The sequence below is a fragment of the Deltaproteobacteria bacterium genome, from assembly GCA_016933965.1.
In the GTDB taxonomy this organism is placed as follows: domain Bacteria; phylum Desulfobacterota; class Syntrophia; order Syntrophales; family UBA2210; genus JAFGTS01.
Map to the genome: position 1 here is coordinate 30,091 of JAFGTS010000053.1, position 25,830 is coordinate 55,920.

The window sequence follows — 25,830 nt, forward strand, 5'->3', positions numbered from 1 at the left end:
TGAGGTGTGTGAAGCTGTCAAATAATGAAGGAGGTACATGACATGCCAGGTGGAGATAGAACGGGTCCCGCGGGAATGGGACCCATGACGGGAAGAGCAGCGGGATTCTGTGCCGGTTTTCCCGTGCCGGGGTATATGAATCCTGTTTTTGGCCGGGGTTTTGGTCGTGGTCGCGGTGGCGGCTGGGGCCGCCGGAACTGGTTTTATGCGACGGGCTTGACCGCCTGGCAGCGGGGTGCTTACGGGTATGCGCCGTATGGCGCCGGACTGCAATTTGGAATGCCCTATCCCCACGCTTCTTACTCACCGTATGCAGCGGGATTTTCCAAAGAGGACGAACTGAACGCGCTGAAGTGCCAGGCGGAATATCTGGAGGATGCCCTGGAGGGTATTAAGAAACGAATGACTGAACTGGAAGAAGAAAACGTGGAAGGATAAAAAAGCAGGAAAAGCGCCGGTACCGTGTACATTCCCGCCTATGCCGGCGCTTTCATGTTCTCAGCGATCGCGAGTACGCATGATTCGAGCATGGATTCATTTGTAAGAGCGGTTTTTTTGTTTTAAAGTGTTCGCGACGGATATACATATAATGGAAAAATGAGGTTATTCACATGAAAATAGCGGTAACAACAGTAGGACCATCCCTTGATGACCAGGTTGAGGCTCGTTTTGGACGGGCGCCGTATTATCTTTTTGTTGACCTGGATACAATGGATTATGAGGCGGTACCGAATCCCAATGTGGCAGCGGGCGGCGGTGCCGGTATCCAGTCCGCCCAATTGATGTCGGAACGAGGTGTAGAGTATGTCCTGACAGGAAACTGCGGGCCGAATGCCTTTCAGGTTTTTTCGGCGGCTGGTGTTCAGGTCGTGGTCGGTGTGAGAGGAAGCGCGCGCGAGGCGGTTGATGCGTTCAGGAAAGGAGTATATTCCGCATCGAATCAGCCGAGCGTGGAGAGTCACTTCGGTATGGGCGGCGGACCCGGCACCGGCATGGACATGGGTGGCGGCCGTGGCATGGACATGGGCGGTGGTCGCGGTATGGGCATGGGTGGCGGCCGTGGCATGGGCATGGGCGGTGGTCGCGGCATGGGCATGGGCGGCGGCCGTGGCATGGGTATGGGAAAAGGCCAGGGAATGGGGCGTGGCATTGGAGGCGGTCAGCCCGGTTTTCCCGATACAGCGGCCGGCCGTTCGGGAACACTGGAAAAAAATGGTGCGCGCTCACTTCAGGAAGAAGCCCGCATTCTCGAGGAACGGCTTGCTGATATCAGGCAGCGGATCGATGCGATACAGAAAGATACAGGTACCGGGATCGCCCGTGTTGATACGCAGAAATGTAATGGCTGCGGTATATGTGTCGAATATTGTCCCGTCGAAGCGATCACGATGAACGACGTGGCGGTGATCGATGAGAAAAAATGCACGGGATGTGAAATGTGCATTGATGCCTGTCCCCTTGCCGCCATTACCATGATATAGAACTTGGATTTACGGGGGAGAAGATAGTCGTTGTCCTTACTTAACGAAGTGGAAAGAGGCATGACAGTGCCTGTGTAGAAGGGAGCAGGGAATCTTGAAGATAGCCGTTGCCAGCGGAAAGGGCGGTACGGGAAAGACCACGATCGCGACCAATCTGGCCCTTGTTCTTGCCGAGGAGGACAGGCGCGTCGAGGTGCTTGATTGTGACGTGGAAGAACCGAACTGTCATATATTCCTGAACCCGGAGATAAAAAGCTCATGGCCCGCGTCGGTCCTGATGCCCGAGATCATCGATGAGCACTGCACGGGATGCGGGGTCTGCGCCGATGTGTGCGAGTACAACGCCCTCGTTGTCGTTAAGGGCTCGGTCCTGGTATTTCCTGAATTGTGCCACAGTTGCGGCGCTTGCTCGCTTCTGTGCCCCGAACAGGCGATCAGGGAGGTCACGCGGGAGGTGGGTGTCATCGAGAGCGGAACATCAATGGATATTTCATTTGTTCAGGGAAAACTGAACATCGGTGAGCTGATGTCTCCCGCTGTCATAAAAGCGGTGAAAGAAACCGCCGGTGACAGTGACGTGGCGATTTACGATTCCCCGCCCGGAACATCCTGTCCCGTTATCGAAGCGGTCAAGGATGCCGATTTCGTTGTACTCGCCACGGAACCGACCCCCTTTGGTCTGAACGACCTTGAACTGGCCGTGGGTATGGTGCGGGAACTGGGGCTTGCCTGTGCCGTCGTCATCAACCGTTCCGATGTCGGTACCGGTGACGTCCGTGACTACTGCGCCCGGGAAGGCATCCCCGTCGTGATGGAGCTGCCCGATGACCGGCGGATAGCAGAGGCATACTCACGGGGCAAAATGATAATTCATGAACTGCCGGAGTATCGCGCTTTGTTTCTCGAGTCCTGGAGGCGTATCGAATCGCTGCTTCCGTCCGGTGACCGGGAAGGCGGGACCGAAGAAAGGGAAACATGAAAGAGATCGTTGTCATCAGCGGTAAAGGCGGAACAGGGAAGACGAGCGTCGTGGCATCCTTCGCCGCGCTGGCCGGGAAAACGGTTACAGCCGATTGCGATGTCGACGCTGCGGACCTGCATCTTGTCCTCAATCCCCGGGTGGAATCGGAAACGGAATTCAGCGGAGGCAAGAAAGCGCGGATCCTTGAGGAACTCTGCATAGCCTGTGACCGGTGCTATGAGGAATGTCGATTCGACGCCGTTTCATATCCCCATGAGATCAATGGCGGGGGTGAACGACATGTTCCCTGCATAAATCCCCTCTTCTGTGAGGGATGCGGATTGTGCGTGCGTCTCTGCCCGGTCGATGCCATTGCCTTTGAACCGGTCGTGAATGGGAAATGGTTCGTTTCTTCAACGAATTATGGTCCACTTGTACATGCCCGGCTCGGTATCGCCGAAGGGAATTCGGGCAAGCTGGTGACTATCGTGCGGCAGGAAGCACGAAAGATCGCCGAAGGGCAGGGTCTTCCCTTTATTATCGTCGACGGTTCTCCCGGTATCGGCTGTCCGGTCATTGCCTCTCTGACCGGCGCGGACCTGGTGTTGATAGTTACGGAGCCGACGCTTTCGGGACGGCATGATCTGAAACGGGTGGCCCGATTGGCTTCACATTTCCGTATTCCTGCCACGGTATGCGTGAATAAATATGATCTGAATTCCGTCCTGTCTGAAATAATTGAAAAGGAAGCCCGCGAAATGGGCGTCACCCCGGTGGGAAGGGTGCGCTACGACCGGGCGGTCACGGAGGCTCAGGTCATGAGGAAGAGCGTGGTGGAATATTCCGATGGACCTGTGTCCGGGGATATGAGAACGCTCTGGAACAATATCGTTTCGGCGCTGTAACGATCGAGGACAACAATTGTGTGTTCCGATACCCATACGTATACGTTCGGACCCGTTCCGTCCCGCCGGCTCGGTCGATCCCTGGGTATAGACTGTGCACCGTTCAAGGTCTGTACCTATGACTGTGTATATTGCCAGCTCGGCCGAACGATCGAAAAGAGGAGCAAAAGGAAGAACTTTTTCCCCCGTAAGAACATTGTTGACGCGGTTCGTCACCGCATTGCCCGGATCCCTTGCCCGGATTACCTGACAATTTCCGGTTCGGGTGAACCGACCCTGTACAGCGGGCTGAAAGGGCTCATCAAAGAAATTAAAACTGTTGCCAATATTCCCTGTGCTGTGTTAACGAATGGTTCGCTCTTTTGGAGCAAGGATGTACGGGATGCGGTGCGCGGGGCGGACCTCATCATACCGTCCCTGGATGCCGGTAATCAGCTGATATTCCAACAAATAAACCGTCCCCACCCTGACATTGCCTTTGATGATGTGTTGCGTGGGCTGCGATTGCTGCGGGAAGAATTTGAAGGTGCTGTCTGGCTTGAAGTGTTTCTGGTGTCCGGGCTGAATGACGGTGATCGTGAGATAGCGGAAATAAAGGAATGTGTGGATCTGATAGCGCCGGATCGTGTGCAGTTGAATACAGCGGTACGGGTACCGGCGGAGCAATGGGTCACGGCTGTTGAGGGAGAACGACTCCAGCAGATCGCCTCTTTCTTTGGTGACCGGTGCGAAGTGATCGCCGATGTGGCCAGGGACCTTGAGCCGAAGGAGTTTACGGCGACCAGGAGTGATGTACTCGAACTGCTCCAGCGGCGCCCATGCACGGTCGATGATATTTCCAGGGGCCTTGCCCTGCATCGTAATGAAGTGGTCAAGTACATTGGTGAGCTTCTCGAGACCGGCGAGATCAGGGGTGAGGAGCGGGGCACGGATGTGTTCTATACCGCACGGTGGAACGAAGGAGAGATTCGGATACAGAGATAGACAAAGAAAGGGGATTTCAGAAGAATGACCGATGACAGGAATACCCGGGACAAAAAGCCGGGAAACGGCGACGGAGGAGAAACCAAAGGCGCCGATGGGTTGAAAGCATATACTGAAAGCGAGGAACTGGCCAATAGAATGGGCCGGATAAAGCACAAGCTCATGATCCTCTCAGGGAAGGGCGGTGTCGGTAAAAGCACGGTGGCCGTGAATGTGGCGGTTGCGCTGGCAATGGAAGGGAAAAAAGTGGGCCTTCTGGACAGTGATTTTCACGGTCCCAGCATTCCGACGCTTCTTAATCTTGAGGGGACCCGCCCCACGAGCGACGGAGAGGGCATCATTCCCGTCAATTTCTCGGAGACCCTGAAGGTCATGTCCATGGGATTCCTTCTTCAGAACCGTGATGACGCGGTCATATGGCGGGGTCCCATGAAGATGAAGGTCCTCAAGCAGCTGCTCAGTGACGTCAAGTGGGGTGACCTTGATTATCTGATCATAGATTTTCCTCCGGGAACGGGTGATGAGCCTCTGTCCATCGCGCAACTCATACCGAAGTGCGACGGCGCGATCATCGTGACCACCCCGCAGGACCTCTCGCTGAACGATGTGAGGAAGTGCATAAATTTCTGCCGGCAGTTGAGCGTGCCCGTGATCGGTGTGATCGAGAACATGAGCGGCCTTGTCTGTCCCAATTGCGGGACCCTCATCGACATCTTCAAGTCCGGCGGCGGTGAGAAAATGGCCCATGAAATGGGCGTACCGTTCCTGGGAAAGATCCCTGTGGAGCCGATGATCGTCGAGGCCTCCGACAGCGGGAAACCCTTCGTCTACCATTACGGAAAAACGGAGGCGGCGAAGGCCTTTTCAAAGGCCATTGGACCCGTCCTGGATCTTGAACGTACCGCCGGGACCGGGCGACCGCCGGAAGAAAAACGGCTGGTCAGACCGGAAAATACGGTACGGATAGCCGTTCCGGTCGTTACCGGCAGGCTCAGCCCCCATTTCGGACACTGTGAAGAATTTTTCTTTTATGACGTAGATATCGATGAAAAGGTCATACGTGCCTGTGAACGGCTTACTCCGCCTCCCCACGAACCGGGTGCACTGCCACGGTGGCTTTCGCAGAACGGAACCGACATTATTATTGCCGGCGGTATGGGGAGCCGGGCCCAGGAACATTTTGAAGAGAGCGGGATCAGGGTGGTCATCGGTGCCCCATCGGAAGAACCGGAACGGATCGTGAAATCATATCTGGCGGGAACGCTCGACTGCGGGGAAAATACCTGTGACCACTGAAGACCCGAAGGAAGCACAGGACGCCGTCGTGCAGGCCATGCTGGGCATGGTGCTTGACCAGGCGCGGCGGATGTACTCCGATACCATCGTCGATTACGGCATCAATCCGGTCCACCACGGCATCCTGGAAGGTCCCGACGGGTACGCGAGGATGACCGGGACCTGAGGCGACACGGTCGAGATATTTCTTCGGGTAAGAAATGACATCATAGAAGAAGTGAAATTCAGCACCGACGGATGCGCCTTCACCATTGCGGCGGCGGAAGCGGCATCCCGGATGGCCGTGGGGAAACGGATCAGGGATTGTTTGATAATCAACCAGAGCGCCCTTCTGGAGCGTCTGGGAAATATGCCGGAGGATCATATTCATTGCGCTCTCCTGGCAGCCATGACCTTTCAGAGGGCGCTGAGAGATCACCGGGAAAAGAAAAAAAGGGGGTAGACATGCCGGCAATCACATTACAGGAAGTCGACAAGGTGGAGATCATCACGCTGCAGGACAACTACGTGGATATAGCGGCCATGGACAACAGCGCCATAGTAGCCCGCGCCATGCCGATCAAGGACGGTGAAATAAAGAATTCCATCCTTGCCGAGCACGGCTTTTCCGCCGTTGTCAAAACGACGACGGAAGATAACGTGAGGACCATGCTGTTCGATTTCGGATTTTCCGAGCACGGAGCGGCCTTTAACGCTCGAACCATGGGGGTTCCCATGGAGGACGTGGAGGTGATGGCCCTTTCTCACGGTCACAGCGACCACTTCGGCGGTTTCCGGGAACTGGTAAAGATGATCGGACGGGACGGCATCGAGCTCGTCGCGCATCCCGCCGTCTTCGCCTATCCGCGGTACCTGAAACTCGGCGAGGATTTCAAGATATATTTTCCCCGGATCGCCCGGGAGGAGGCCGAACAGGCTCATGTAAAAATCGTTGAAACCGCCGAACCCTTCCTCCTTCTTGACGGCAATGTGCTCTTTCTGGGTGCGGTGAAACGGGCGACCGATTTTGAAAAGGGATTCCCCATTGCCCATTATGAAGAGGACGGAACGGAAAAATGGGACCCCATCGAGGATGACACGGCGGTGGTAATGAACGTTCGGGGAAAGGGCCTTGTTGTTCTTTCGGGATGTGCCCATTCAGGGATCATCAACACGGTTCGTTACGCGCAGGAAGTCACGGGGATCGACACCGTGTATGCGGTCATGGGCGGGTTCCATCTGACGGGGCCGCTTTTTGAAGCGATCATCGAACGGACGACGGAAGAACTGAAGAAGTTCAACCCGTCCTATGTCATTCCAACACACTGCACGGGGAGAAAGGCGATCATGCATATCGAGAAGGAAATGCCGGAGGCCTTCGTGCTCAATATGAGCGGGACGACACTGACGTTTTCAGCGTAACGTCGACAGCCTCGCAGAACGACCACAGGCTGCCCCACTTCGTCCTTGTCAATGCGATGAATACTCCCAGGACAGGAGCCGAAGTTCGGGGAGAGGGAAACATTTTCCCGATCTTAGAGGTACTGCAGATATTGCGGGGTGGGATGGCTCTACCGGCGTTCCACTCCGACGATTTCCACCCGCCGGTTCAGAGAACGTCCTTCCTCCGTGTCATTCGGCGCAGCCGGATGCGATTCCCCGAATCCCTTCATGATGAGGCGATTAGGATCGATGCCGATCGTCGATGCCAGGTAGCTTTTGACGGCCTCGGCCCGTTTCATGGAAAGATTGTCGTTGTATCTTTCCGCGCCGGTGCTGTCGGTATGTCCCATCAGCACGACATATACCGAGGGAAGCTCGGTTTTCAGGACCGTTCCCAGTTCATTCAGAAGCATGCGGGCATCGTCTTTCAGCAGTGAAAGGTCAAAATCGAAAAGAACCACCGGTGCCTGGCCGTTACTCATGAAACGTGACAGATCGATATACTCCAGGCCGCTTTCCTCCGGTTGGTCAGGATAGAGCCAGGCATAGGCGCCCTTGTGTCCCAGGGCGGCCGCCGTCTTCATGTCCGCCAGGGCCTGCTCGTTATTAATGACGAAGGCGTTCAGCAGCCCTCGCTCATAATAGGCATCCGCGTTCTGGGAATCCATCTCGATGACGCTTGTGAAATCCCTGATCGCGTTCTCGACATTTGAGGGCTTTAGAAGGGCATTGGATTTGCCTCGCAGGAAAAAGGCTTCCACAAAATTCGGCTCCATATCTATCGCTTTTGTATACGCCTGGATAGCTTCACTGAAGATCTGCTGGTCATAGTAATAATTCCCCATTTCGAACCACTCATCGGCCGTTTCCGCCTGAACAAACGCGGAGACGGTAAGAAAGGCACATACGGTCAGTATGCAGATTACGACTTTTCTCATGGCGCACCTCGAAGAGCCTGCTGTTTTCTGTTACTTGTTTTCTGATGCTGATATTCCGGTAAATTATACCAGTTAAGGCGGTTGGTCAAGCATAATCTCATGAAATACATCTATATTTCCCCAGGAAACCTCATCTTCGGAATACGGCCCCCGTGCTCGCTGATGTGACCAGCCGCGAATACCGTTCAAGATACCCTCCGCCGGTCACCGTTTCTTTGGGAACATATTCTTCTTTGCGACGGTCCAGTTCTGCCGGGTCGACCATCAGCTGAATGTGCTTGTTCGGTATATCGATGCTGATGCGATCCCCCTCCCTGACCAGGGCGATGGGACCGCCCTCGGCCGCTTCGGGTGAAATATGGCCTATTGCTGCACCGCGCGTCCCGCCGCTGAACCGGCCGTCGGTCAGAAGCGCCACCGTTGTGTCCAATCCCATGCCGGCGATGGCCGATGTGGGGGAGAGCATTTCACGCATGCCCGGTCCCCCTTTCGGGCCTTCATAGCGGATCACCACGACATCCCCGGACACGACGGCCCCGCTGAGGATCGATCCGATGGCATCCTCCTCGGAGTCGAAGACCCGTGCCCGTCCCTCGTTGATAAGCATGTCCGGAGCAACGGCCGACTGTTTGACGACGGCTCCCTCAGGTGCCAGGTTTCCCCGGAGAACAGCGATACCGCCCTTCTGGCCGTAGGGATTCTCGATGGAACGGATCACATCGGTGTTCAGAACAGCCGCCGCGGCGATATTGTCTTCGACGGTACCTCCCGTGACCGTCATGCAGCGAAGGTTCACGCGTCCCTTCTTCGACAGTTCCTTCATGACGGCCTGAATGCCGCCGGCACTGTCAAGGTCTTCCACGTGATGCGGACCCACGGGGCTGAGGGAACAGATATTCGGCGTTTCTTCGCTGATCTCGTTGAAGAGGTCGAGGTCCAGCGTGAGCCCCGCCTCATATGCGATGGCGGGAATATGAAGTACCGTATTGGTGGAGCAGCCCAGCGCCATGTCAACGGCGATCGCGTTTTTGAAGGCGTCGAGAGTGGCGATGTCACGGGGAGTGATGTTCCTTTCCACAAGGTGCATGATCTTCATGCCCGCCTCTTTCGCCAATCGACGCCTGGCCGCCTGGACCGCCGGGATCGTGCCGTTGCCGGGCAGTCCCAGACCGAGGGCTTCGGTGACGCAGTTCATAGAGTTAGCCGTGAACATGCCTGAGCAGGAGCCGCATCCGGGGCAGGCACAGTTCTCCAGTTCCGAGAGGTCGCCCGGCGTGGCCGTTCCCGACTTGACCTTTCCCACGGCCTCGAAAACACTGATGAGGTCGACGGGGCGTCCTTTCAGGGAACCTGCCATCATTGGACCGCCGCTGACAACGATGGCGGGGATGTTCAACCTGATCGCCGCCATAAGCATGCCCGGTACGATCTTGTCGCAGTTCGGGATCAAAACGAGACCGTCAAAGGGATGTGCCATGGCCATGATCTCCACGGAATCGGCGATCAGTTCACGGCTTGCCAGGGAATATTTCATGCCCCGGTGCCCCATGGCGATGCCGTCGCAGACTCCAATGGTGGAAAATTCGACGGGGGTCCCTCCCGCGAGGCGGATGCCGGCCTTGACATCCTCTGCGATACGGTCCAGGTGCACATGTCCCGGGACTATCTCGTTCGCCGAATTGGCGACGCCGATGATGGGTCTTGCCAATTCCTCGTCAGTATACCCCATGGCCTTGAACAGCGATCGGTGGGGCGCCCGTTCGAGACCTTTCTTCATTAAGTCACTGCGCATTGTGTTTAATTCCTCTCTTAAAGAATGTTGTCGACTTTGTAAAAAATCCATATGCTACGTTGCGCATTATCCTTCGTCACCGCGAAGTACGAAAAAGTACGCCTCGTTCCTCAGGATTCGCACGCCGTGCCTCTGGACTTTTTACAAAGCCGTTCACTTTACTCAGTATTTTGGACTTTCCGAATCTCGAATCCCCTAATCCGTAATCCGCTAATCCGTAATCTGCTAATCCCCTACTTCTTCCTCCGCTCCGGCCGCATGTCACGCAGGACGGCACCGGCCTGCCACATCTCCATGTTCCTCATTTCTTCCAGTTCGCTGTTGAGGCGCTGGCGGTAATCGGGGGCGCTGTTCGCTTCAAGGACGATCGCCGTTTCTTTTCCCGATCTGACGCTCTCGTACAGTTCATCGAACAGCGGTGCCACGACATCCCGAAACCGGCCCTTCCAGTCGAGCGCCCCCCGTTGGGCAGTAGTGCTGCAGTTGGCGTACATCCAGTCCATGCCGTTTTCGGCCACGAGCCTGATGAGGCTCTGCGTCAGTTCCTCCACTGTTTCATTGAACGCCTCACTGGGGCTGTGACCGTTCTTTCGCAGGCATTCGTACTGTGCCTCCATCATCCCGGCTAGGGCCCCCATGAGCACTCCCCGTTCGCCCGTGAGGTCGCTGAAAACTTCCTTTTCGAAGGTGGTGGGAAAGAGATAGCCAGAGCCGATGGCGATGCCGAGGGCGATGACCCGCTCTTTCGCCTTTCCCGTGTAATCCTGGTGGACGGCAAAACTGGAGTTGATCCCGCTGCCGGCGAGAAAGTTGGTGCGCACTGTCCGGCCGGAACCCTTCGGTGCGACGAGAATGACATCGACCGTGTCCGGCGGGACCACGCCCGTCAGGTTGTTATAGGTGATGGAAAAGCCGTGAGAGAAATACAGGGCGTCACCGTCCCTGAGATGTGGCTTTATGCGCGGCCACAGTTCCTTCTGGCCGGCATCGGAGAGGAGGTACTGGATGACCGTTCCCCGCCGGGCCGCCTCCTCGAGGGGAAAGAGCGTTTCTCCCGGGATGAACCCGTCCGCAACCGCCTTATCCCAGGAAGGGCTCTTTTCCCGCTGCCCCACGATCACCGTGATCCCGTTGTCCTTCATGTTCAATGCCTGTCCCGGCCCCTGAACGCCGTACCCGAGCACGGCGACCGTTTCGTTCCTCAGAACGTTCCGGGCCTTTTCCAGAGGGAATTCCTCGGAAGTGATAACGTCTTCGATGGTACCGCCGATATTCATTTCAGCCATGAGTTTCTCCTTGTTGATTTGTTTATTGTTATAGCGCCACTGTTCCCGACCGCCCCAGGTCTTCCATCCCGATGCCGTCGAGACGGTTCAGAATCCCGTTTATGTCGTCACTGCTTCCCGTAAACTCGGCGATGCAGGACCCGTGATCCTTCTGGATGATCCTGCCGCCGAGACCTTCGATGAGGAATATCACTTCATCTTCGTTTTCATTGTTCAGGGCGGCCCTGATGAGCAGTAACTCCCTCCGGACCGAGCCTTCGCCGTTCATGTGCGTCACCCGGCGGACATCAACGAGTTTCTTCATCTGTTTTTCGATCTTTTCCACCGTCGCCGTGTCACCCCATGTCACGATGGTTATTCTCGTGATGCCCGGGTCCGGCGTGATATTGGCGCTGATGTTCTCGATATTGAACCCGCGGCCGCTGAAGATACCGGCCACCCGGGCCAGCACGTCGGGCCTGTTGCGGACAATAAGTGAAAGTACCTGTTCCTTCGACTTCATGCGTTCCTCGCTTTGTTTTCCGATCAATACAATCGCATCTCCGTGATAGACGCCCCGGGATTCACCATGGGGTAAACGCTTTCCTCCTGGTCGACGGTGAAGTCCATGACCACCGTCTCCCGCAGGGAAAGACCCTGCGTGAGCACGGGTTCCACCTCTTCCGGTTTGTCGGCCCTCAGGCCGACAGCGCCGTAAGATTCGGCCAGCTTGACGAAATCAGGGCTTTTTGTCAGGACCGTATGAGAGTATCGTTTTCCGTAAAAGAGCTCCTGCCACTGCCTCACCATCCCTAGGTGACCGTTGTTGAGGATTATGACCTTGACGGGCAGTCGGTAGTTCACCGCCGTTGCCAGTTCCTGAATGTTCATCTGGATGCTCCCGTCACCGGCAATATCGATGACCGTCCGTTCGGGGAAGGCCACTTGTGCGCCGATGGCTGCGGGAAATCCGTACCCCATCGTTCCCAGGCCCCCCGATGACAGGAACGTATTTGGACGGGTGAAACAATAGTGCTGTGCCGTCCACATCTGGTTCTGTCCCACCTCCGTGGCGATGATGGCATCGCCGCCCGTCAGGTCGGAGAGCGTTCTGATGACCTCCTGGGGCTTTATGGTCCCGTTCCGGCGGAGGGGACGACGTGCCTCTGTCTTCCATTGCGCTATCTCGCCGAGCCAAGCCTTTCGTTCCTCCTCGGGAAGGTAAAAATGGTTGTTCGCAAGAAGCGTGTTCAAAAATGCCAGGGCCTGCTTCGCGTCGCCCACTACAGGCAGTTCCGTTCTGACGACCTTGTCGATCGATGCCGCGTCGATATCTATCTGAATGATCTTCGCCTTGGGCGCGAAGGTGGCTGTTTTCCCCGTGACGCGGTCGGAGAAACGGGCGCCGGCGACGACCAACAGGTCACAGTGACTGACGGCCATGTTCGCCTGGTAGGTGCCGTGCATGCCGGGCATGCCGAGCCAGAGCGGGCTGGTGCCAGGAAACCCCCCGATACCCATCAGTGTGGCGGTAACAGGTATCCGCGCGCTTTCCGCGAACGACCGCAGTTCCTCCGCGGCTTTCGCGCCGATAACCCCGCCGCCGGCCATGATGACGGGCCGTTTACTCTTCTTGATCATCCCGTAGGCCCGTTGGATGGCATCCTGATCGAGGTGCAACGCCGTTTCTTCATCGCGGAACGTGGAAGGCGATAGGGCGGGATAGTCCGTTTCGGCCTGCATCACGTCCTTGGGGAGGTCCACCAGGACCGGTCCGGGGCGTCCCGAACGGGCGATATGGAAGGCCTCATGAACCGTCTGCTCCAGGTCCTCGACACGCCTGACGAGGAAGTTGTGTTTCGTGCAGGGCCTTGTGATTCCCGTGATGTCCGCCTCCTGAAAAGCATCCGTCCCGATGTAGGGTGTGGCGACCTGGCCCGTGAAGACCACCATCGGTATCGAGTCCATATAGGCCGTCGCGATCCCCGTGACGGTGTTCGTGGCACCCGGCCCGGACGTCACCAGGCAGACGCCAACACGGCCTGTCGCCCGGGCGTACCCGTCGGCCGCATGGACCCCGCCCTGTTCATGGCGCACCAGGATGTGGCGGAGCCTTTCCTTGAAGATCTCGTCGTATATGTCGAGCACCGCACCGCCGGGATACCCGAAGATCGTATCCACGTCCTCCGCGATGAGAGATCTGATGAATATCTGCGCTCCTTTCAGCTTCACCGAAGCACCTCCTTGAAGGTTTTTCACGAGTAAAAAAAAACCGTTACCAGGGCCGGTAACGGTTTTTCATTTTCCATGTATCATGAAACGCTCAGACCATTACGCAGCCCCCGTATACAGGGAGGTAATTATCAGTATGCTGATAATAATAGCGATGATCCGAATGGCTGTGTCAGTGCGTTTCATCATTCATCCTCGTGTGGAGGGTACGGCTAACAGATATCGTGCATACTGTCAAGGCAATATTTACCCGGATCGCGGGAGTATGTAAAAGAGCGTCAGAAACAGGCCGGTGTGCCGCCGCCGTGACGGTATTCCGGTCCTTACTCAGTTGGAATAGGTGTTTTCGACCCGCGGCAGGGCCACGGCCCCCGTCCGGGCGATCTGGGTGATGCCCAGAGGTTTGAAGAAGTTCAGCGTCGTTTCCGCTTCCTCTTTGCTGCCCGCGACCTGGAGAATGCAGTAATCCTGTTTCATGGAGATGATCCGGCATCCGAAAGCGCCGATGGCCTGGAGCACCTCAGTACGGTTGTCACTGTTGATGGTGATGCCGATCAGGATCATCTCACGCTGAACGGAGTCGATCCGCTCCAGTTCATGGACCTCGATGACATCAACCAGGCGTTCGAGCTGTTTCCGTACTTTTTCGATAAAGGCGGAGTCGGCCTTGCTTACCGAGGTGATCCGCGAGACCTTCGGAGAGATCGTCTCCGCGACACAGAGACTCTCGATATTGTACCCAAGCCTGCCGAAGACCCCGGACACCCGGGCGAGCACGCCCGGCTTGTTATTGACCAGCATTGAAATCGTATGTTCTCTCACTTCCATGATATCAACCTCTTTCAGTTACTCCTGTGGACCCGCATTACCCACCGGTCCCGTAATCCGTAATCCGTAATCCGTAATCCGTAATCCGTAATCCTTTCCCCCCTCTCCTCAATCCGATCTTCCGTATATCATCTCCATGTTCGACCGGCCCGGAGGAATGATGGGAAAGACATAGGTATCGGGATCGACCATGACCTCGAGCAGAAAAGGTCCCTGCGCCGCGCACATCTCCCTGATGCCTTCTTCAGGGTTCTCTGCGTCGGTACGTGCCGAGGCGATGCCGAAGCCCTTTGCCACGGCGGGAATATTGACCCGGTTGCCCAGCTCGCTGTCGGCGAACCGTGAATCGTAGAACAGGTGCTGTATCTGCCGGATCATTCCCAGGTTGCCGTTGTTGAAGACCACGATCTTTACGGGAATGTTATAGGTGCTGATGGTCGCGAGCTCCTGCATGTTCATGAAGAATCCGCCGTCTCCGGAGAAGACGACCACGTGCTGGTCGGGAGCCGCAATCTGCGCGCCGATGGCCGCCGGGACGCTGAAACCCATGGTTCCCATGCCGCCGCTGGTTATCAGGCCGCGCGGTGTCCGTGTCCGCCAGCAGCGAACGGTCCATATCTGATTGAGGCCCACATCGGTGACGGCGATGGTGTTTTCGGGCATGGCGTTCTGGACCGCCTTTATGAGATCACCGGCGGGGCCGCAGCCGTCGCCGTTGCCCTTGTCCTGTATGATGTTCCGTTCACGATCGATCCTGCAGAGCCATTCCTCCCGCTTCTTTTCCTCCACCAGGGGAAGCAGGGCGTTCAGTGCTTCCCGCAGGTCGCTGATAAGAAAGATGTCGGGTTTGATGATCTTTCCGATGGATGTGGCATCAACATCTATCTGGGCGATGGAGGCGAGGGGGGCGAATTCTTCCACTTTCGAGGTGGTGCGGTCGCTGAACCGGGTCCCCAGAGCCAGGATGAAATCTGACTGGTGAACGATCCGATTGGCAAGGTCGCGGCCGTGGGTCCCGATAAATCCGAGATTATACCCGTTGCCCGAAGCGACGGAGCCCACCCCCATCATGGTGGTTACGAAGGGAATGTGACCTTTTTCCACCAGCGCCGTCAACTCCAGGCAGGCCCCGGCGAGTTTGATGCCCCCGCCGACAATGATGACGGGGCGTTCCGATTTGTTCAGGGAATCGGAGATCTGTGAGATCCGCTTCAGATCGTCCCGGTCCATCGTTTGTTCCTGCTTTTTCCACACCGTTTCCGATGCCTCTTCGCTGCCGTTGAAAGAGCACCGGGCCGCCACTACATCCCGGGGCAGGTCGATCAGGACCGGTCCGGGCCGTCCGCTCTGGGCGATCTCCAACGCCTCCTGCACCGTGGCCGCCAGGTCCTTGACATCATGGATCAGGAAACTGTGCTTTGTGATGGGCATGGTGATCCCGATGATGTCCGTTTCCTGAAAGGCGTCGCTTCCCAGGAGGTTCGAGGTGACCTGGCCCGTCAGGGCGATGAGCGGCGTCGAATCCATGAAGGCCGTCGCGATCCCCGTCACCAGATTGGTGGCCCCCGGGCCCGACGTGGCCATGCATACGCCGACCCTGCCCGTGGTCCGCGCATAGCCGTCCGCGGCGTGGGCCGCCGCCTGCTCGTGACGCATCAGGTAATGACGTATGGGGCTTTTCATCAGGCTGTCGTGGATTGGCAGCGAGTTTGCCCCGGGGTAGCCGAAAATACATTCCACCCCATGATTTTCAAGTGTTTTCAAAAGAATGTCAGCACCGGTGTGTTCCATTGTTCCTATCCTCTTTCGTTCTGTGATAATAAAAAAAGCCGCAATCACTGTCATGGATGCGGCTTTCCGTGGAAACAAAAAAGCCGCGGGTTTTCGGGGCCCGCGGCTCGAATCTGCTTTATCTGTTCATCAGCACGGTCGAGCGGCGGTCCCCGTAAGTACTACGACGAGTACAGCAACGAAAAGGACTGCTACGACCGTAAGATGATGAAACACTGATACTGCTCCTTTAATAAAGTTCAGACGAAGCTAATGAAAAACGGACCGTTTGTCAAGCACGAATTTTGGCGGTCCAAAAAAATACGTGATCCTCTCGGTGCGGGAAATAAAATGGCCGTGTCGCGGGCTTTGCCATCAATCGTGAAACTGCCTGGTACCATCGCGCGGGGGCAAGAACCAGAAAAACCGTCCGGCTTGACAAATCAAAGGAAAAGAGTATTGTTTTCAACACATTCAAAAATATTAAGGGGGGGTAACATGCCGTCAAAGGTCCTGATACTGTTGGGAAGTCCACGTAAAAAGGGGAACAGCACTATCCTGGCCCGGGAAATAGCGCGGGGAGCGCGGTCTGCGAAAGCGACAGTGGAAACCGTTTACCTGCACGGGAAAAACATCGCGCCCTGCAGGTCCTGTTATGCCTGCCAGGGAAAGAACAGCAAAGGCTGTTCCATCAATGACGATATGCAGGAGATCTATGAAAAACTTATCGCGGCCGATGCCTGGGTCATCGCCAGTCCCGTTTTCTGGTTCACCATGTCGGCCCAGACGAAGATCTTCATGGACCGGTGCTTTGCCCTGCTTGCTCATCCGGATCAACCCTTTACGGGGAAACGGATCGCCATTGCCATGACCTACGGCGGCGATGATCCCTTTGATTCAGGTTGCATCAACGCGCTCCGGGCGTTCCAGGATACATACAGGTTCGCAAGGTCCAGGATCGTGGGTATGGTGTACGGAAGCGCCATGGCAGCCGGTGAGATCCGGTCGAACACGGCGCTGATGAACAGGGCCTTTGAACTGGGCCGAAAACTGGCCTGAGGCACACGGACGGCGTGGGCCTTTATCCAAAGACAGTGAGGTGAGCAGATGTCGGTCATCGTATTGGTCATCGGGCTTATCATCCTCGGAATGGCGCTGGCGCTGCTGCTTTCTCCGGCGCTTCTGAGAATGCTTCTGGGAACGTTTATCAGAAACAACTGGTGGAATATTGCCATGATGCTGCGCGTGGTCATAGGGGTCCTGCTCCTGCTGGCAGCCCCCGGAACCCGCGCGCCGGTGGTCGTGCAGGTCATCGGCGTCCTCTTCGTCCTGAGCGGGATCGTCATTCCCTTCATGGGAGCGGCGCGCCTCGGAAAACTGGTCAACTGGTGGCTGGCCCGGCCCGACGGCTTCCTGCGGGCCTGGGCCGTCGCGGCCGCGGTCTTCGGGGCACTGATAGTGTGGTGCGGGATCTGAAAAAGAGATGTCCCTTGCAGCCCTTTGTGACGGGGTGTGGAAAAAAATTTCAAGCATCATAAAATAAGGAGGAAACCATGATATCACGACGTGCTCATAAAAGCATCCTCTGCGTTCTCCTCATGCTTGTCGCAACAACCGTCATTTCACTGGGCGTTCAGCCCCTTCACGCCGCCGGCGGGGAGACGATCATTGAACTGTGGGACACGGTCACGGCGCCCGCCCCGGTGGCACTGCAACCGGTGAAGCTCGACCCGGCGACAACGGCCTTCCTGATCCTGGACATCGAGGAGTTGACCTGTGATCTCGACCGCCGCCCGCGGTGTATCGCTTCCGTTCCCGCGATCAAGCGGTTTCTCGACCGGGCGAAGAGCAGCAACGTCGCCATTGTCTACAGCCTGACCAGAAGGGGGACGAGAGAGACGATCCTTCCCGAGGTGCGGCCCACGTGTGACGAGCCCATCGTCAAGTCCAGCGTCGATAAATTCTATGGTACGGACCTGGAAAACATCCTGCGCGAGCGCGGCATTACCACTGTCGTCATCGCCGGAACAACGGCGGAGGGTGCCGTCCTGCATACCGCGACGGGCGCCGCCATGCGGGGGTTCCAGGTTGTCATTCCCGTGGACGGCATGTCGGCCGCCGACCTCTACGCGGAGCAGTACACGGCCTGGCATATGCTCAACGCGCCGGGCACACGGCAGCGGACGATCCTCACCCGCTTCGGCATGATAGAGTTCTGAACCGACGGGAACCTCGATCTTCTCATGTTTCTGTGACCCGGAGAGACAAGTTTCCGTTTGACGTGCGGGAGAGGTTTCGGTACGGTCAGCCATACTTATTAAACAGGGGATGTCATGCCAACATTGACGGCGAGAGGATTGAAATGGCTCAAGGGGTTCCACTTGATCGCGGTTTCCTGCTGGATCGGGGGCGGCGTTGCCCTGATACTGCTTTATTTCCTGAAAGGCGGTGTCTCCGATGGCGGTGTTCTCTATGGAATTAATAAAAGCATACATCATGTTGACATGGCGGTTGTGGTTGTCCCCGGTGCCTTCGGCTGCCTGGTCACCGGTTTCATATACTCATGCTTCAGTAAGTGGGGATTCTTCAGGTACAAGTGGATGATATTCAAATGGGCCGTCACCGGGGCAGCCATCCTGTTCGGAACATTTTTTCTCGGTCCCTGGGAGACGGCCATGATGGAAATCTCCGGAAAGCTCGGGATGTCATCCCTGAGCGATCCGTCGTACCGGTACAGTGAAAAAATGAACCTGATCTTCGGCACCCTTCAAATCCTCGTGCTGATGGCAACCGTGTTCATTTCAATCTTCAAACCATGGCGGTCAAAGAAATAATGAAAGACACCCTGAAACAAGAGTGTTACAATTCCAGACCATGATTTTCCAAGTGGGTCGATTCCGGGGACACCATTCGTGCAAAGACAGTATCACGGGAATCCGGTGTATTCATGCATGCATTCAGCAGTCTGGTAAATGCCATCCTCGTCATTGTATTGATCTACGCACTGGCCCTGCTACTGCGGCGGAGAGGGACGCTCACGGAAGACCATTCACTGGTCCTTGCCCGCATTGTAACGGACCTGTGTCTGCCGGCCATGATCTTTGTCAGCCTCGCGGGGAAACCGATCCATGCGGACCAGGTCGTTCCGCCCCTGATCATGCTGGGGCTGGAGCTTTCCTGTATCGCCCTTGCCTGGGTCATCAGCTCCCTGCTCAAGTTCAACAGGGCACAGCAGGGAGCGATCATTTTCTGCTCGGCCTTCGGCTCATCGACGTTCCTGGGATATTCGATCATAATGCAGATGTTTCCGCACCGCCCGGAGGCTCTCGGTGAAGCGGTTCTTATTTCAGAGATCGGCGTCGGATACCCGATCTTCATTCTGGGTCCCCTCCTTGCCGCTTATTTCGGTTCGGAAAAAACCGATGTAAGGACACAGTTGAAGGACTCGCTGGATTTTTTCAGATCCCCCGTATTTTTTGCGTTGCTCATCGGTTTTCTCTGGGGGGGCTTTCGACTTCCCGGTAAGGAGAACATCTTTCTGGCTCCGGTCTTCCAACTGGGCGAAGCATTGGCCTCGGCATTGACGCCGCTTGCCATATTATCGGTCGGCCTCATGTTCAAACTGCCTCACATTCGCAAGATACTGGTGTCGCTGGCGATCGTGATCTGCATCAAGTTAATGGTGAAACCACTGTGTGCCGGTTTTCTTGCAACCTGGTTCGGGGTTCCCGAACTCTGGAAAGAGATCCTGGTGCTTTTGGCGGCAATGCCGCCAGCCGTCCTCGGGGTTGTCTTTATCAGGCGGTATGGCGGCGATGCTTCATTGGCGTCCGCGTTGCTGCTGGCTGCAAGCCTGGTGAGCTGCGTGACACTTCTGGGCGTGTTCCGGTTCGTTGGATAGCGGCAAGGAGGCATAAGTATTTTTTAACATATTGAAATTGCAGCATAAAGTCAGAAGGAGAAAATTTAGGGCATTGGAAAGAGCAGGGGTGATATGTACCCCCCGCTTTTTTTAAAGGTGATGTGAGAGGAGGGACGGCTGTGAAAAAGATCGAGGAATATCGGAAGGCCGGTCGGGAGTTGTATGATGCATTGCATCTGTCGACCTTCCCGGTGGCCATCAGATATATCAAGCGTGAACGTGAGATTCCGCAAGGGGTTCTGAGGCCATCGTCGTTCGGGAAGAAAATGGCATTATGCCAGGCGTTTACGCAGTCCCGTCGCTGGGGAACGACGGTGGCGATGACGTCAGACGATAATTTCTGCACGCCGGCGACGGCGATGCACCGGTGGGTTGACATATCAAAAGAGGATCTCATCAAAAGCCAGGTGATCCAGGGCTGGCACAAAAATGCTGCCGCGGAAAAGATGCGGATCTTGTCTTTTTTTGAGTTTCTGGGCCGGAAGGGACTTGAGAAACTGGAGCGGTACCATGGTCTTATCTGCTCACCGCTGCCCGATACGATGGTCGTTCCTGACGTGGTGCTGGTGTATGGGGATGGTGTTCAACTGACCCATATCATTCATGCGCTGAGTTATGAATACAAGTATGTGCCCCTGTCCTTTTTTGAGGGCTTTGCCGAATCCTGTGTGAAGGGCGGTCTGCTGCCCTTTGTGACCGGCCGGCCGCATATCGTTATTCCCGGTGCCGGTGACCGTTCCTTTGCCGGCATAACCGAGCATGAACTGGGCATCGGGGTACCCGCGTCGCTGCTTGCCTATGTGCTGGGTAACCTTTTTAAGACAGGCGGCATGATGAATATCGGCTATCCCCTGAGGCAGATTCTGCCGACGGACCTGAGCGAACATCTGACGCCGGGATTTCAGTTCATGCGCGAGAAAATCGATAAAAAGACGGGCCGGGGGCTCAGCAAGCGTGAAGCGTGAGACGGTAAGCGTGAAGCGAAAATCACCTCTTACGATTTCAGGTGTTCCCGATTCCCGGATTAAGAAGCGTAGCTTTTCAGCCCTGTTACGATGAGGCCGTGAGGTCGATAACGGTGATCTCCGGCGGCGAGAGGAGGCGCATCGGCGGGCCCCAGGTGCCGGTTCCCCGGCTGACGTAGAGGTGCCCTCCCGCCGGAAGTTCATACCATCCCGAGATGCGGGGGAAAAAGCATTTCACGAGCAGCCCGAAGGGGAATATCTGTCCGCGGTGGGTATGTCCCGAAAGCTGGAGATCGAAAAGACCTTCGGAGCCTTCGGCGATGGTGGGAGGGTGTTTCAGAAGGATGGTGAACTGCTGCTGCGGCAGTTTCGAGAGCATTTCCCGTTCCGGTACTGTCTTGTGAAGGCCCATCTGTTTTCCCGTGGGGTCGTCGACCCCCGCGATGGTGACCAGTCCGTCAATGGTCACCGCCTCCGCCCGGAGAACGGTAAATCCCGCCCTGGTCATGAATTCCAGGGAGTTGTTAAGTCCCGCGTAAAATTCGTGGTTTCCTGTGACGGAGTACTTTCCGTAGCGGGGACGCACCTGCTCGAACATCCGTGCCGGTCCCGCGAGATTGTCGATCTGCCCGTCAACGAGATCACCTGTGGATACGATGATGTCTGGATCCGCTTTCTTGACTGCTTCAAGGATGCATTTCAACCGTTTTTCACGGACGATGATGCCGAGATGAACGTCGGAAAGCTGTACGACCCGGATCCGTGGCGTTCCTTCGGGAAGCTTGTCCGTTTCGACGGTGATGTGCTCCGTTCTGATATGGATGGCTTCCCGGTACCCATAGATCGAGAGGACAAGGGCGAGACAGAGGGGGACCAGGAACGCGAACCGCGCCGCGGGGGCAAAGGCTGACAGGTCCCTGCCGAGGATGTGCCCGGCGAGGTCTATGAACAATCGGTACAGATCAACGGTCAGGGAGAGAGAAAAGAAGAGAAAGATGGTTCCCATCCAGGTATATCCGATGCATGCGGCCAGGCGGGCCGGAAGCTCGAACTCATGGCGCTCCAGAACGCGTACCAGCAGGGGAGCGAAGGTCATGAATGCCATGAAAAGTGCCAGAGCGGCCGCCGCCGCGGGTTCAAGGTGAAAGGCGGCCCGCACCTTGAGGAAGGCGTAGACATGAACGGCGCCGTATATACTTACTATGGTGAGCAGGAAAATGATCATCGTCGTGTCCTATGCCGGCAGCAGCGCACTGTAATTCCTCAGCCGTGCCTGCAGGTCCTTCGCATCTCCGACCAGCGAATCCAGGAGTGACCAGAAATCGGGACCGTGATTCTTGACCCGCGTATGGGCAAGCTCGTGGAGAATGACGTAATCGATCAGGTCTTCAGGTAGCCGGACAAGTTTCATGTTGAGACTGATCGTGTTCCGGGCCGAGCAGCTTCCCCATCGCGTTCTCTGATTCCGCAGGGTTACCTTGTTATATATGAAACCATGGGTTTTGGCCAGGACCGCAAGCCGGTCCAGGAGCAGCTTCCGGGCCCCGTTCCTGCCGATGCCGGGACCGAGATCCGCGACTGGCTCGACCTGTTCCTTCATGGCCCGTATGTCAGCCAGGTGTTTTTCTATCCACGTACCTTTGGATGAAACGAACAGCCGTGCCTCCGTGAATGAAACACCCCGAGGAACGGCAACCCGGACGCCTTTCACAGGTCTCACGGTGATGTTGAGGCGGCGCGCCCTTTGACTGTGCTCAAAAAGCACCGGGCCGATACCCGGCATTTCGATGATAAGAGATGATTTCATGTTGTCCTTTTGACTTCTCATTCCATCAGGTCCTGTTGTTGAGATGGTCGGGCAGACGCATGAAGATCACCAGGATGATGATCAGGACGAGAAGCACGGCGAGAACGCGGTACACGTCATTAAAGGCAAGCATGCCGGCCTGCCGGTTCAGCTGTTCGTATATCAATCCCGCCACCCCCCGGTCGGCGATGCTTTCATGGAATCCCCGATACAGCAATCCCTGGGTTGCCTGGTGAGTGGTCCAGGAATAGGGCAGGTCGAAAACGGTCATGTGGTCCGTCAGGCGGAAGTGGTGGAACTGCGACCTTCGGGACAGCAGGGTCGTTACGAAGGCGATGCCGAAACTGCTCCCGAGGTTCCGTACCAGATTAAAGATGGATGTGGCATTCCCCATTTCTTCCTTCGGAATCCCTGACAGGCTGAGCGTCATCAGAGGAATGAAAATGAAGGCCATACCGATACCGAACACTATTCTGGGCTCGACAATGGTCCAGAAGTCTACCATGAGGCTAAACTGTGACGTGATAAAGGCTGCCAGGGCCGTCATCAGGAGGCCGAAGATGATCAGGAATTTCGGATTCGTCTTGCCGATCAGTTTTCCAGCGATGGGCATGAAAAGGAGGCTCGCAATCCCCCCCGGCATGATGACCAGGCCGGCAAGGGTGGCCGTGTATCCCATGAGCGTCTGCACATAGATTGGCGGGAGAATGATATTGCCGAAAAGATTGATAAGAACGAAGAAAAGCACCACGGTGCCCAGGGTGAACGAGTAGTTCCTGAAGACCCGCAGGTTGACGATAGGTTGTTCCGAGAACAGTTCCCGGGCGATGAAGAACACCAGGGCTATCGCCGCCGTGACGGCGAGCCAGGTGATCAGGGCGGAACCGAACCAGTCCTTACCCTGCCCCTGGTCGAGGACCATCTGGAGGCACCCCACACCCACGGCGAGCAGCAACAATCCCCACCAGTCGATCCGGATACCCGTTTTCCTGAGATAGGGGGGGTCCGTGACCGTTATCAGGCAGGCAAGGAACGAAATGATGCCGATGGGGATGTTGACGAAAAAGATCCAGTGCCAGGACCAGTTGTCCGTGATCCATCCTCCCAGCAGGGGACCGATGATCGGTCCGAACATGATGCCGACGCCGAAAACAGCATTCGCCATGCCGTGTTCTTCGGGTGGAAACGTTTCCAGCAGAATGGATTGTGAGATGGGCTGCATGGAACCGCCGCCGATACCTTGCAGTACCCGGAAAAAGATGAGGCTTTCGATGTTCCAGGCCAGGCCGCAGAGAAGTGAACTGAGTGTAAAAAGGAGGATCGAAAAGAGAAGATACCGTTTCCGGCCGAACAGACGGCTCATCCACCCCGTCATTGGGATGATGACGGCGTTGGCCGCAAGATAGGACGTGATGGACCAGGTGGTTTCCTCGATGCCGGCGGAGAGGCTTCCCCGGATGTGATCGAGGGATACATTGACGACGGAGGTATCGACGATCACCATCAGGGTCGGGATCATCACCGTTGCTGCGATGATCCATTTGTTCGCCGGTCCGGCCATGAACGGCTCCCCTGATTATTGTGCGGCGAGGATGGTAGGGATGACCGACATGCCGACCCTGAGGACATGGTTCTTGTCGGTTCCTTCCTTGAGGTTAATCTTCACGGGAATTCTCTGAACGACTTTGACATAGCTTCCCGTGGCGTTTTCCGGCGGAAAAAGAGAGAAGACCGAGCCCGTTCCGGCCATGACGCTGTCCACGATTCCCTCGAAGGTCCTGCCGGGAAAGGCATCCACCCGGATCTTCACCTTCTGCCCGGGCTGTATGTTCCTGATTTGTGTTTCCTTGTAATTGGCCTCGATCCAGACGTCATCAAGGGGCACCACGGACATCAGGGGTTGCCCCGCCTGTATCTGATTTCCCCGTTCCACGGAGCGCCGGGTGATGTACCCGGAAACGGGGGCAAGGACGTGCGTATAATCCAGGCGCAGCTGTTCCTGTTCGAGGAATGCTTTCTTGTCGGTGATCAGTGCCTCCTGGGAGCGAAGGGCCGCTTCGGCCTCCGTCACCGCCGATTGCTGTGTTTCCCATGACGCCCGCGCCTGCTTCATTTGTTCCCGGGCCACGGCGACCTGCGCCTCGGCCACGGCATGAGCGGTCCGGGTCTTTTCCAGTTGTTCCTCGGGGATAGTCTTGTTCTCATAAAGGATCCGGGCGCGCTTCAGGTCCGATCCCGCCTGTTCAAGGGTCACTTCCTGGAGTCGAAGGACCGACTGGGCCGAGGAAATCCGGGATGATACTTCGGCAAGCTGCTTCCGGGCCACATCGATGCGGGAGGACAACTCGTCCATCTTCGATTGTTCCGCCCGAAGGTTTGCTTCCGCCCGGCGAACGCTGAGCTCGTAGTCACTCTCGTCGATGGTCAGCAGGAGGTCCCCTTTTTCAACGAACCGGTTATCGTCAACTGCCACCGAACTGACGGTGCCGGGTACTTTCGCCGCGATGACGTGCAGCCTGCCGGTCACATAGGCGTCGTCGGTGCTGATATGTGTTTCCTGGTAATGGCGGTAGAGAAAAACCGTCATTATGCCGATCAGAGCGATACCACCCAGGAGAAGAAAGGCGAATTTCTTCCGTTGATTGTTCGTGTTGTTCTGATTGGACGACATGGGTTCCCATCCCTTTTTGACTAAAAAAATTTCACCGCACCATAGCCTGTTCGGGAAAATGATTCAATATGAATTGCTGCACAGGGACTTTTTTCGAATCCGTCGAACAATCCGTCGAATATATCTTGACTTTTCTTTTCCCCTGAGGTAAATTCCACCCCCGAAAGTGGGATGAAGACATTTTGAAGTGCAATAGATGGCTGCCATGTTGTTAGACTCCCGGTGGCCGTTTTATTCTGTCATAATGGCAATCCGACTTTGAAATATCCAGGAAAGGAGGATGCCAGGTATGTCAGAAGGTACGGTTAAGTGGTTCAGCGACCGGAAGGGCTTCGGATTCATCGAGATGGAAGATGGTAAAGACATCTTTGTCCATCACAGCGCCATTCAGGTCGACGGCTTCAGGACCTTACAAGAGGGCCAGCGGGTCAGTTTCGATATCCAGCAGGGTCAGAAGGGCCCCGCCGCAAGTAACGTAAAGCCCCTGTAAACGTAAACAGAAAGGCGCTCCTGTGGGAATGCTCCCTATGGGGCGCCTTTTTCATCGACGGGAACGCGACAGCGGAACATGTTCTCATCACTCCTTCCCCA

At 56.2% G+C, this 25,830-nt stretch carries 27 protein-coding genes; 16 read left to right on the top strand and 11 right to left on the bottom strand.

All coding sequences use genetic code 11. The features are described 5' to 3' along the window. Window positions 1–42: 42 nt before the first annotated feature. From JXO48_12330 to JXO48_12370, 9 genes are all read left to right on the top strand, one after another. A complete protein-coding gene (locus JXO48_12330) occupies window positions 43–438 on the top strand; it encodes a DUF5320 domain-containing protein (GenBank protein MBN2284665.1) in 396 nt (131 codons plus the stop codon). 173 nt (window positions 439–611) lie between these two features. Next, a complete protein-coding gene (locus tag JXO48_12335; protein ID MBN2284666.1) occupies window positions 612–1,481 on the top strand; it encodes a 4Fe-4S binding protein in 870 nt (289 codons plus the stop codon). A 94-nt stretch (window positions 1,482–1,575) separates the two neighbouring features. Then, entirely contained in the window at window positions 1,576–2,460 is an 885-nt protein-coding gene (locus JXO48_12340; GenBank protein ID MBN2284667.1) for an ATP-binding protein, read from the top strand. Beyond that, the gene (locus tag JXO48_12345; protein MBN2284668.1) at window positions 2,457–3,347 is read left to right on the top strand and encodes an ATP-binding protein; all 891 of its coding nucleotides are present in this window, start codon (window positions 2,457–2,459) and stop codon (window positions 3,345–3,347) included. The genes JXO48_12340 and JXO48_12345 overlap by 4 nt, the downstream gene beginning before the upstream one ends. A gap of 18 nt (window positions 3,348–3,365) precedes the next feature. Further along, the gene (locus JXO48_12350; protein MBN2284669.1) at window positions 3,366–4,331 is read left to right on the top strand and encodes a radical SAM protein; all 966 of its coding nucleotides are present in this window, start codon (window positions 3,366–3,368) and stop codon (window positions 4,329–4,331) included. Between the two features lie 24 nt (window positions 4,332–4,355). Then, window positions 4,356–5,627 carry a P-loop NTPase gene (locus JXO48_12355; protein ID MBN2284670.1) on the top strand — a complete coding sequence of 424 codons (1,272 nt, stop codon included), beginning with the start codon at window positions 4,356–4,358 and terminating at the stop codon, window positions 5,625–5,627. Then, complete coding sequence (locus JXO48_12360) at window positions 5,617–5,793, top strand: hypothetical protein (protein ID MBN2284671.1); 177 nt, start codon at window positions 5,617–5,619, stop codon at window positions 5,791–5,793. Before JXO48_12355 ends, JXO48_12360 begins: the two co-directional genes overlap by 11 nt. Before the next feature lie 15 nt (window positions 5,794–5,808). After that, the gene (locus JXO48_12365) at window positions 5,809–6,069 is read left to right on the top strand and encodes an iron-sulfur cluster assembly scaffold protein (GenBank protein MBN2284672.1); all 261 of its coding nucleotides are present in this window, start codon (window positions 5,809–5,811) and stop codon (window positions 6,067–6,069) included. 2 nt (window positions 6,070–6,071) lie between these two features. Next, window positions 6,072–7,028, top strand: coding sequence for an MBL fold metallo-hydrolase (locus JXO48_12370; protein ID MBN2284673.1), 957 nt, complete (start codon window positions 6,072–6,074; stop codon window positions 7,026–7,028). A 149-nt stretch (window positions 7,029–7,177) separates the two neighbouring features. Here JXO48_12370 and JXO48_12375 read toward each other — a convergent pair whose 3' ends face one another. The 7 genes from JXO48_12375 to ilvB (JXO48_12405) all read right to left on the bottom strand — a co-directional run bounded on the left by JXO48_12375 (window position 7,178) and on the right by ilvB (JXO48_12405) (window position 15,895). After that, complete coding sequence (locus JXO48_12375) at window positions 7,178–7,987, bottom strand: OmpA family protein (GenBank protein MBN2284674.1); 810 nt, start codon at window positions 7,985–7,987, stop codon at window positions 7,178–7,180. Window positions 7,988–8,117: 130 nt separating this feature from the next. After that, window positions 8,118–9,779, bottom strand: a complete 1,662-nt coding sequence (gene ilvD / locus JXO48_12380) for a dihydroxy-acid dehydratase (GenBank protein MBN2284675.1) — start codon at window positions 9,777–9,779, stop codon at window positions 8,118–8,120. Window positions 9,780–10,012: 233 nt separating this feature from the next. Beyond that, complete coding sequence (gene ilvC, locus JXO48_12385; protein ID MBN2284676.1) at window positions 10,013–11,065, bottom strand: ketol-acid reductoisomerase; 1,053 nt, start codon at window positions 11,063–11,065, stop codon at window positions 10,013–10,015. 28 nt (window positions 11,066–11,093) lie between these two features. Next, window positions 11,094–11,594: an acetolactate synthase small subunit gene (gene ilvN, locus JXO48_12390; GenBank protein ID MBN2284677.1), complete on the bottom strand. Its 501-nt coding sequence runs from the start codon at window positions 11,592–11,594 to the stop codon at window positions 11,094–11,096. After that, window positions 11,591–13,276, bottom strand: coding sequence for a biosynthetic-type acetolactate synthase large subunit (gene ilvB / locus JXO48_12395; GenBank protein MBN2284678.1), 1,686 nt, complete (start codon window positions 13,274–13,276; stop codon window positions 11,591–11,593). Before ilvB (JXO48_12395) ends, ilvN (JXO48_12390) begins: the two co-directional genes overlap by 4 nt. 327 nt (window positions 13,277–13,603) lie before the next feature. Next, window positions 13,604–14,104, bottom strand: coding sequence for an acetolactate synthase small subunit (ilvN, locus tag JXO48_12400; GenBank protein ID MBN2284679.1), 501 nt, complete (start codon window positions 14,102–14,104; stop codon window positions 13,604–13,606). Window positions 14,105–14,212: 108 nt separating this feature from the next. After that, window positions 14,213–15,895 (bottom strand): biosynthetic-type acetolactate synthase large subunit, encoded by a 1,683-nt coding sequence (ilvB, locus tag JXO48_12405; protein ID MBN2284680.1) that lies wholly within the window; start codon window positions 15,893–15,895, stop codon window positions 14,213–14,215. A 477-nt stretch (window positions 15,896–16,372) separates the two neighbouring features. Here ilvB (JXO48_12405) and JXO48_12410 point away from each other — a divergent pair, with 477 nt between their 5' ends. The 6 genes from JXO48_12410 (at window position 16,373) to JXO48_12435 (ending at window position 20,761) form a co-directional block, all read left to right on the top strand. Continuing rightward, window positions 16,373–16,933, top strand: a complete 561-nt coding sequence (locus tag JXO48_12410; protein MBN2284681.1) for a flavodoxin family protein — start codon at window positions 16,373–16,375, stop codon at window positions 16,931–16,933. 48 nt (window positions 16,934–16,981) lie between these two features. Beyond that, the gene (locus tag JXO48_12415) at window positions 16,982–17,350 is read left to right on the top strand and encodes a hypothetical protein (protein ID MBN2284682.1); all 369 of its coding nucleotides are present in this window, start codon (window positions 16,982–16,984) and stop codon (window positions 17,348–17,350) included. A gap of 77 nt (window positions 17,351–17,427) precedes the next feature. Further along, the gene (locus JXO48_12420) at window positions 17,428–18,093 is read left to right on the top strand and encodes a cysteine hydrolase (GenBank protein ID MBN2284683.1); all 666 of its coding nucleotides are present in this window, start codon (window positions 17,428–17,430) and stop codon (window positions 18,091–18,093) included. Window positions 18,094–18,207: 114 nt separating this feature from the next. Then, entirely contained in the window at window positions 18,208–18,708 is a 501-nt protein-coding gene (locus tag JXO48_12425) for a hypothetical protein (protein ID MBN2284684.1), read from the top strand. A gap of 113 nt (window positions 18,709–18,821) precedes the next feature. Further along, the gene (locus tag JXO48_12430) at window positions 18,822–19,775 is read left to right on the top strand and encodes an AEC family transporter (GenBank protein MBN2284685.1); all 954 of its coding nucleotides are present in this window, start codon (window positions 18,822–18,824) and stop codon (window positions 19,773–19,775) included. 149 nt (window positions 19,776–19,924) lie between these two features. After that, complete coding sequence (locus JXO48_12435; protein ID MBN2284686.1) at window positions 19,925–20,761, top strand: DUF169 domain-containing protein; 837 nt, start codon at window positions 19,925–19,927, stop codon at window positions 20,759–20,761. Window positions 20,762–20,846: 85 nt separating this feature from the next. On the opposite strand, the gene JXO48_12440 is transcribed toward JXO48_12435, so the two are convergent. Genes JXO48_12440 through JXO48_12455 form a run of 4 tightly spaced genes read right to left on the bottom strand, consistent with a single transcriptional unit; the run spans window position 20,847 to window position 25,239 of the window. Then, window positions 20,847–21,986, bottom strand: a complete 1,140-nt coding sequence (locus JXO48_12440; GenBank protein MBN2284687.1) for a metallophosphoesterase — start codon at window positions 21,984–21,986, stop codon at window positions 20,847–20,849. Window positions 21,987–21,995: 9 nt separating this feature from the next. Continuing rightward, a complete protein-coding gene (locus JXO48_12445; GenBank protein MBN2284688.1) occupies window positions 21,996–22,568 on the bottom strand; it encodes a M48 family metallopeptidase in 573 nt (190 codons plus the stop codon). A 25-nt stretch (window positions 22,569–22,593) separates the two neighbouring features. Then, window positions 22,594–24,129, bottom strand: a complete 1,536-nt coding sequence (locus JXO48_12450; GenBank protein ID MBN2284689.1) for a DHA2 family efflux MFS transporter permease subunit — start codon at window positions 24,127–24,129, stop codon at window positions 22,594–22,596. 15 nt (window positions 24,130–24,144) lie between these two features. Beyond that, entirely contained in the window at window positions 24,145–25,239 is a 1,095-nt protein-coding gene (locus JXO48_12455) for an HlyD family secretion protein (GenBank protein ID MBN2284690.1), read from the bottom strand. A gap of 289 nt (window positions 25,240–25,528) precedes the next feature. On the opposite strand from JXO48_12455, the gene JXO48_12460 reads away from it, so the two are divergent. Beyond that, on the top strand, window positions 25,529–25,729 hold the full coding sequence (locus JXO48_12460) for a cold-shock protein (GenBank protein MBN2284691.1): 201 nt from the start codon (window positions 25,529–25,531) through the stop codon (window positions 25,727–25,729). The last annotated feature ends 101 nt before the right edge of the window (window positions 25,730–25,830 follow it).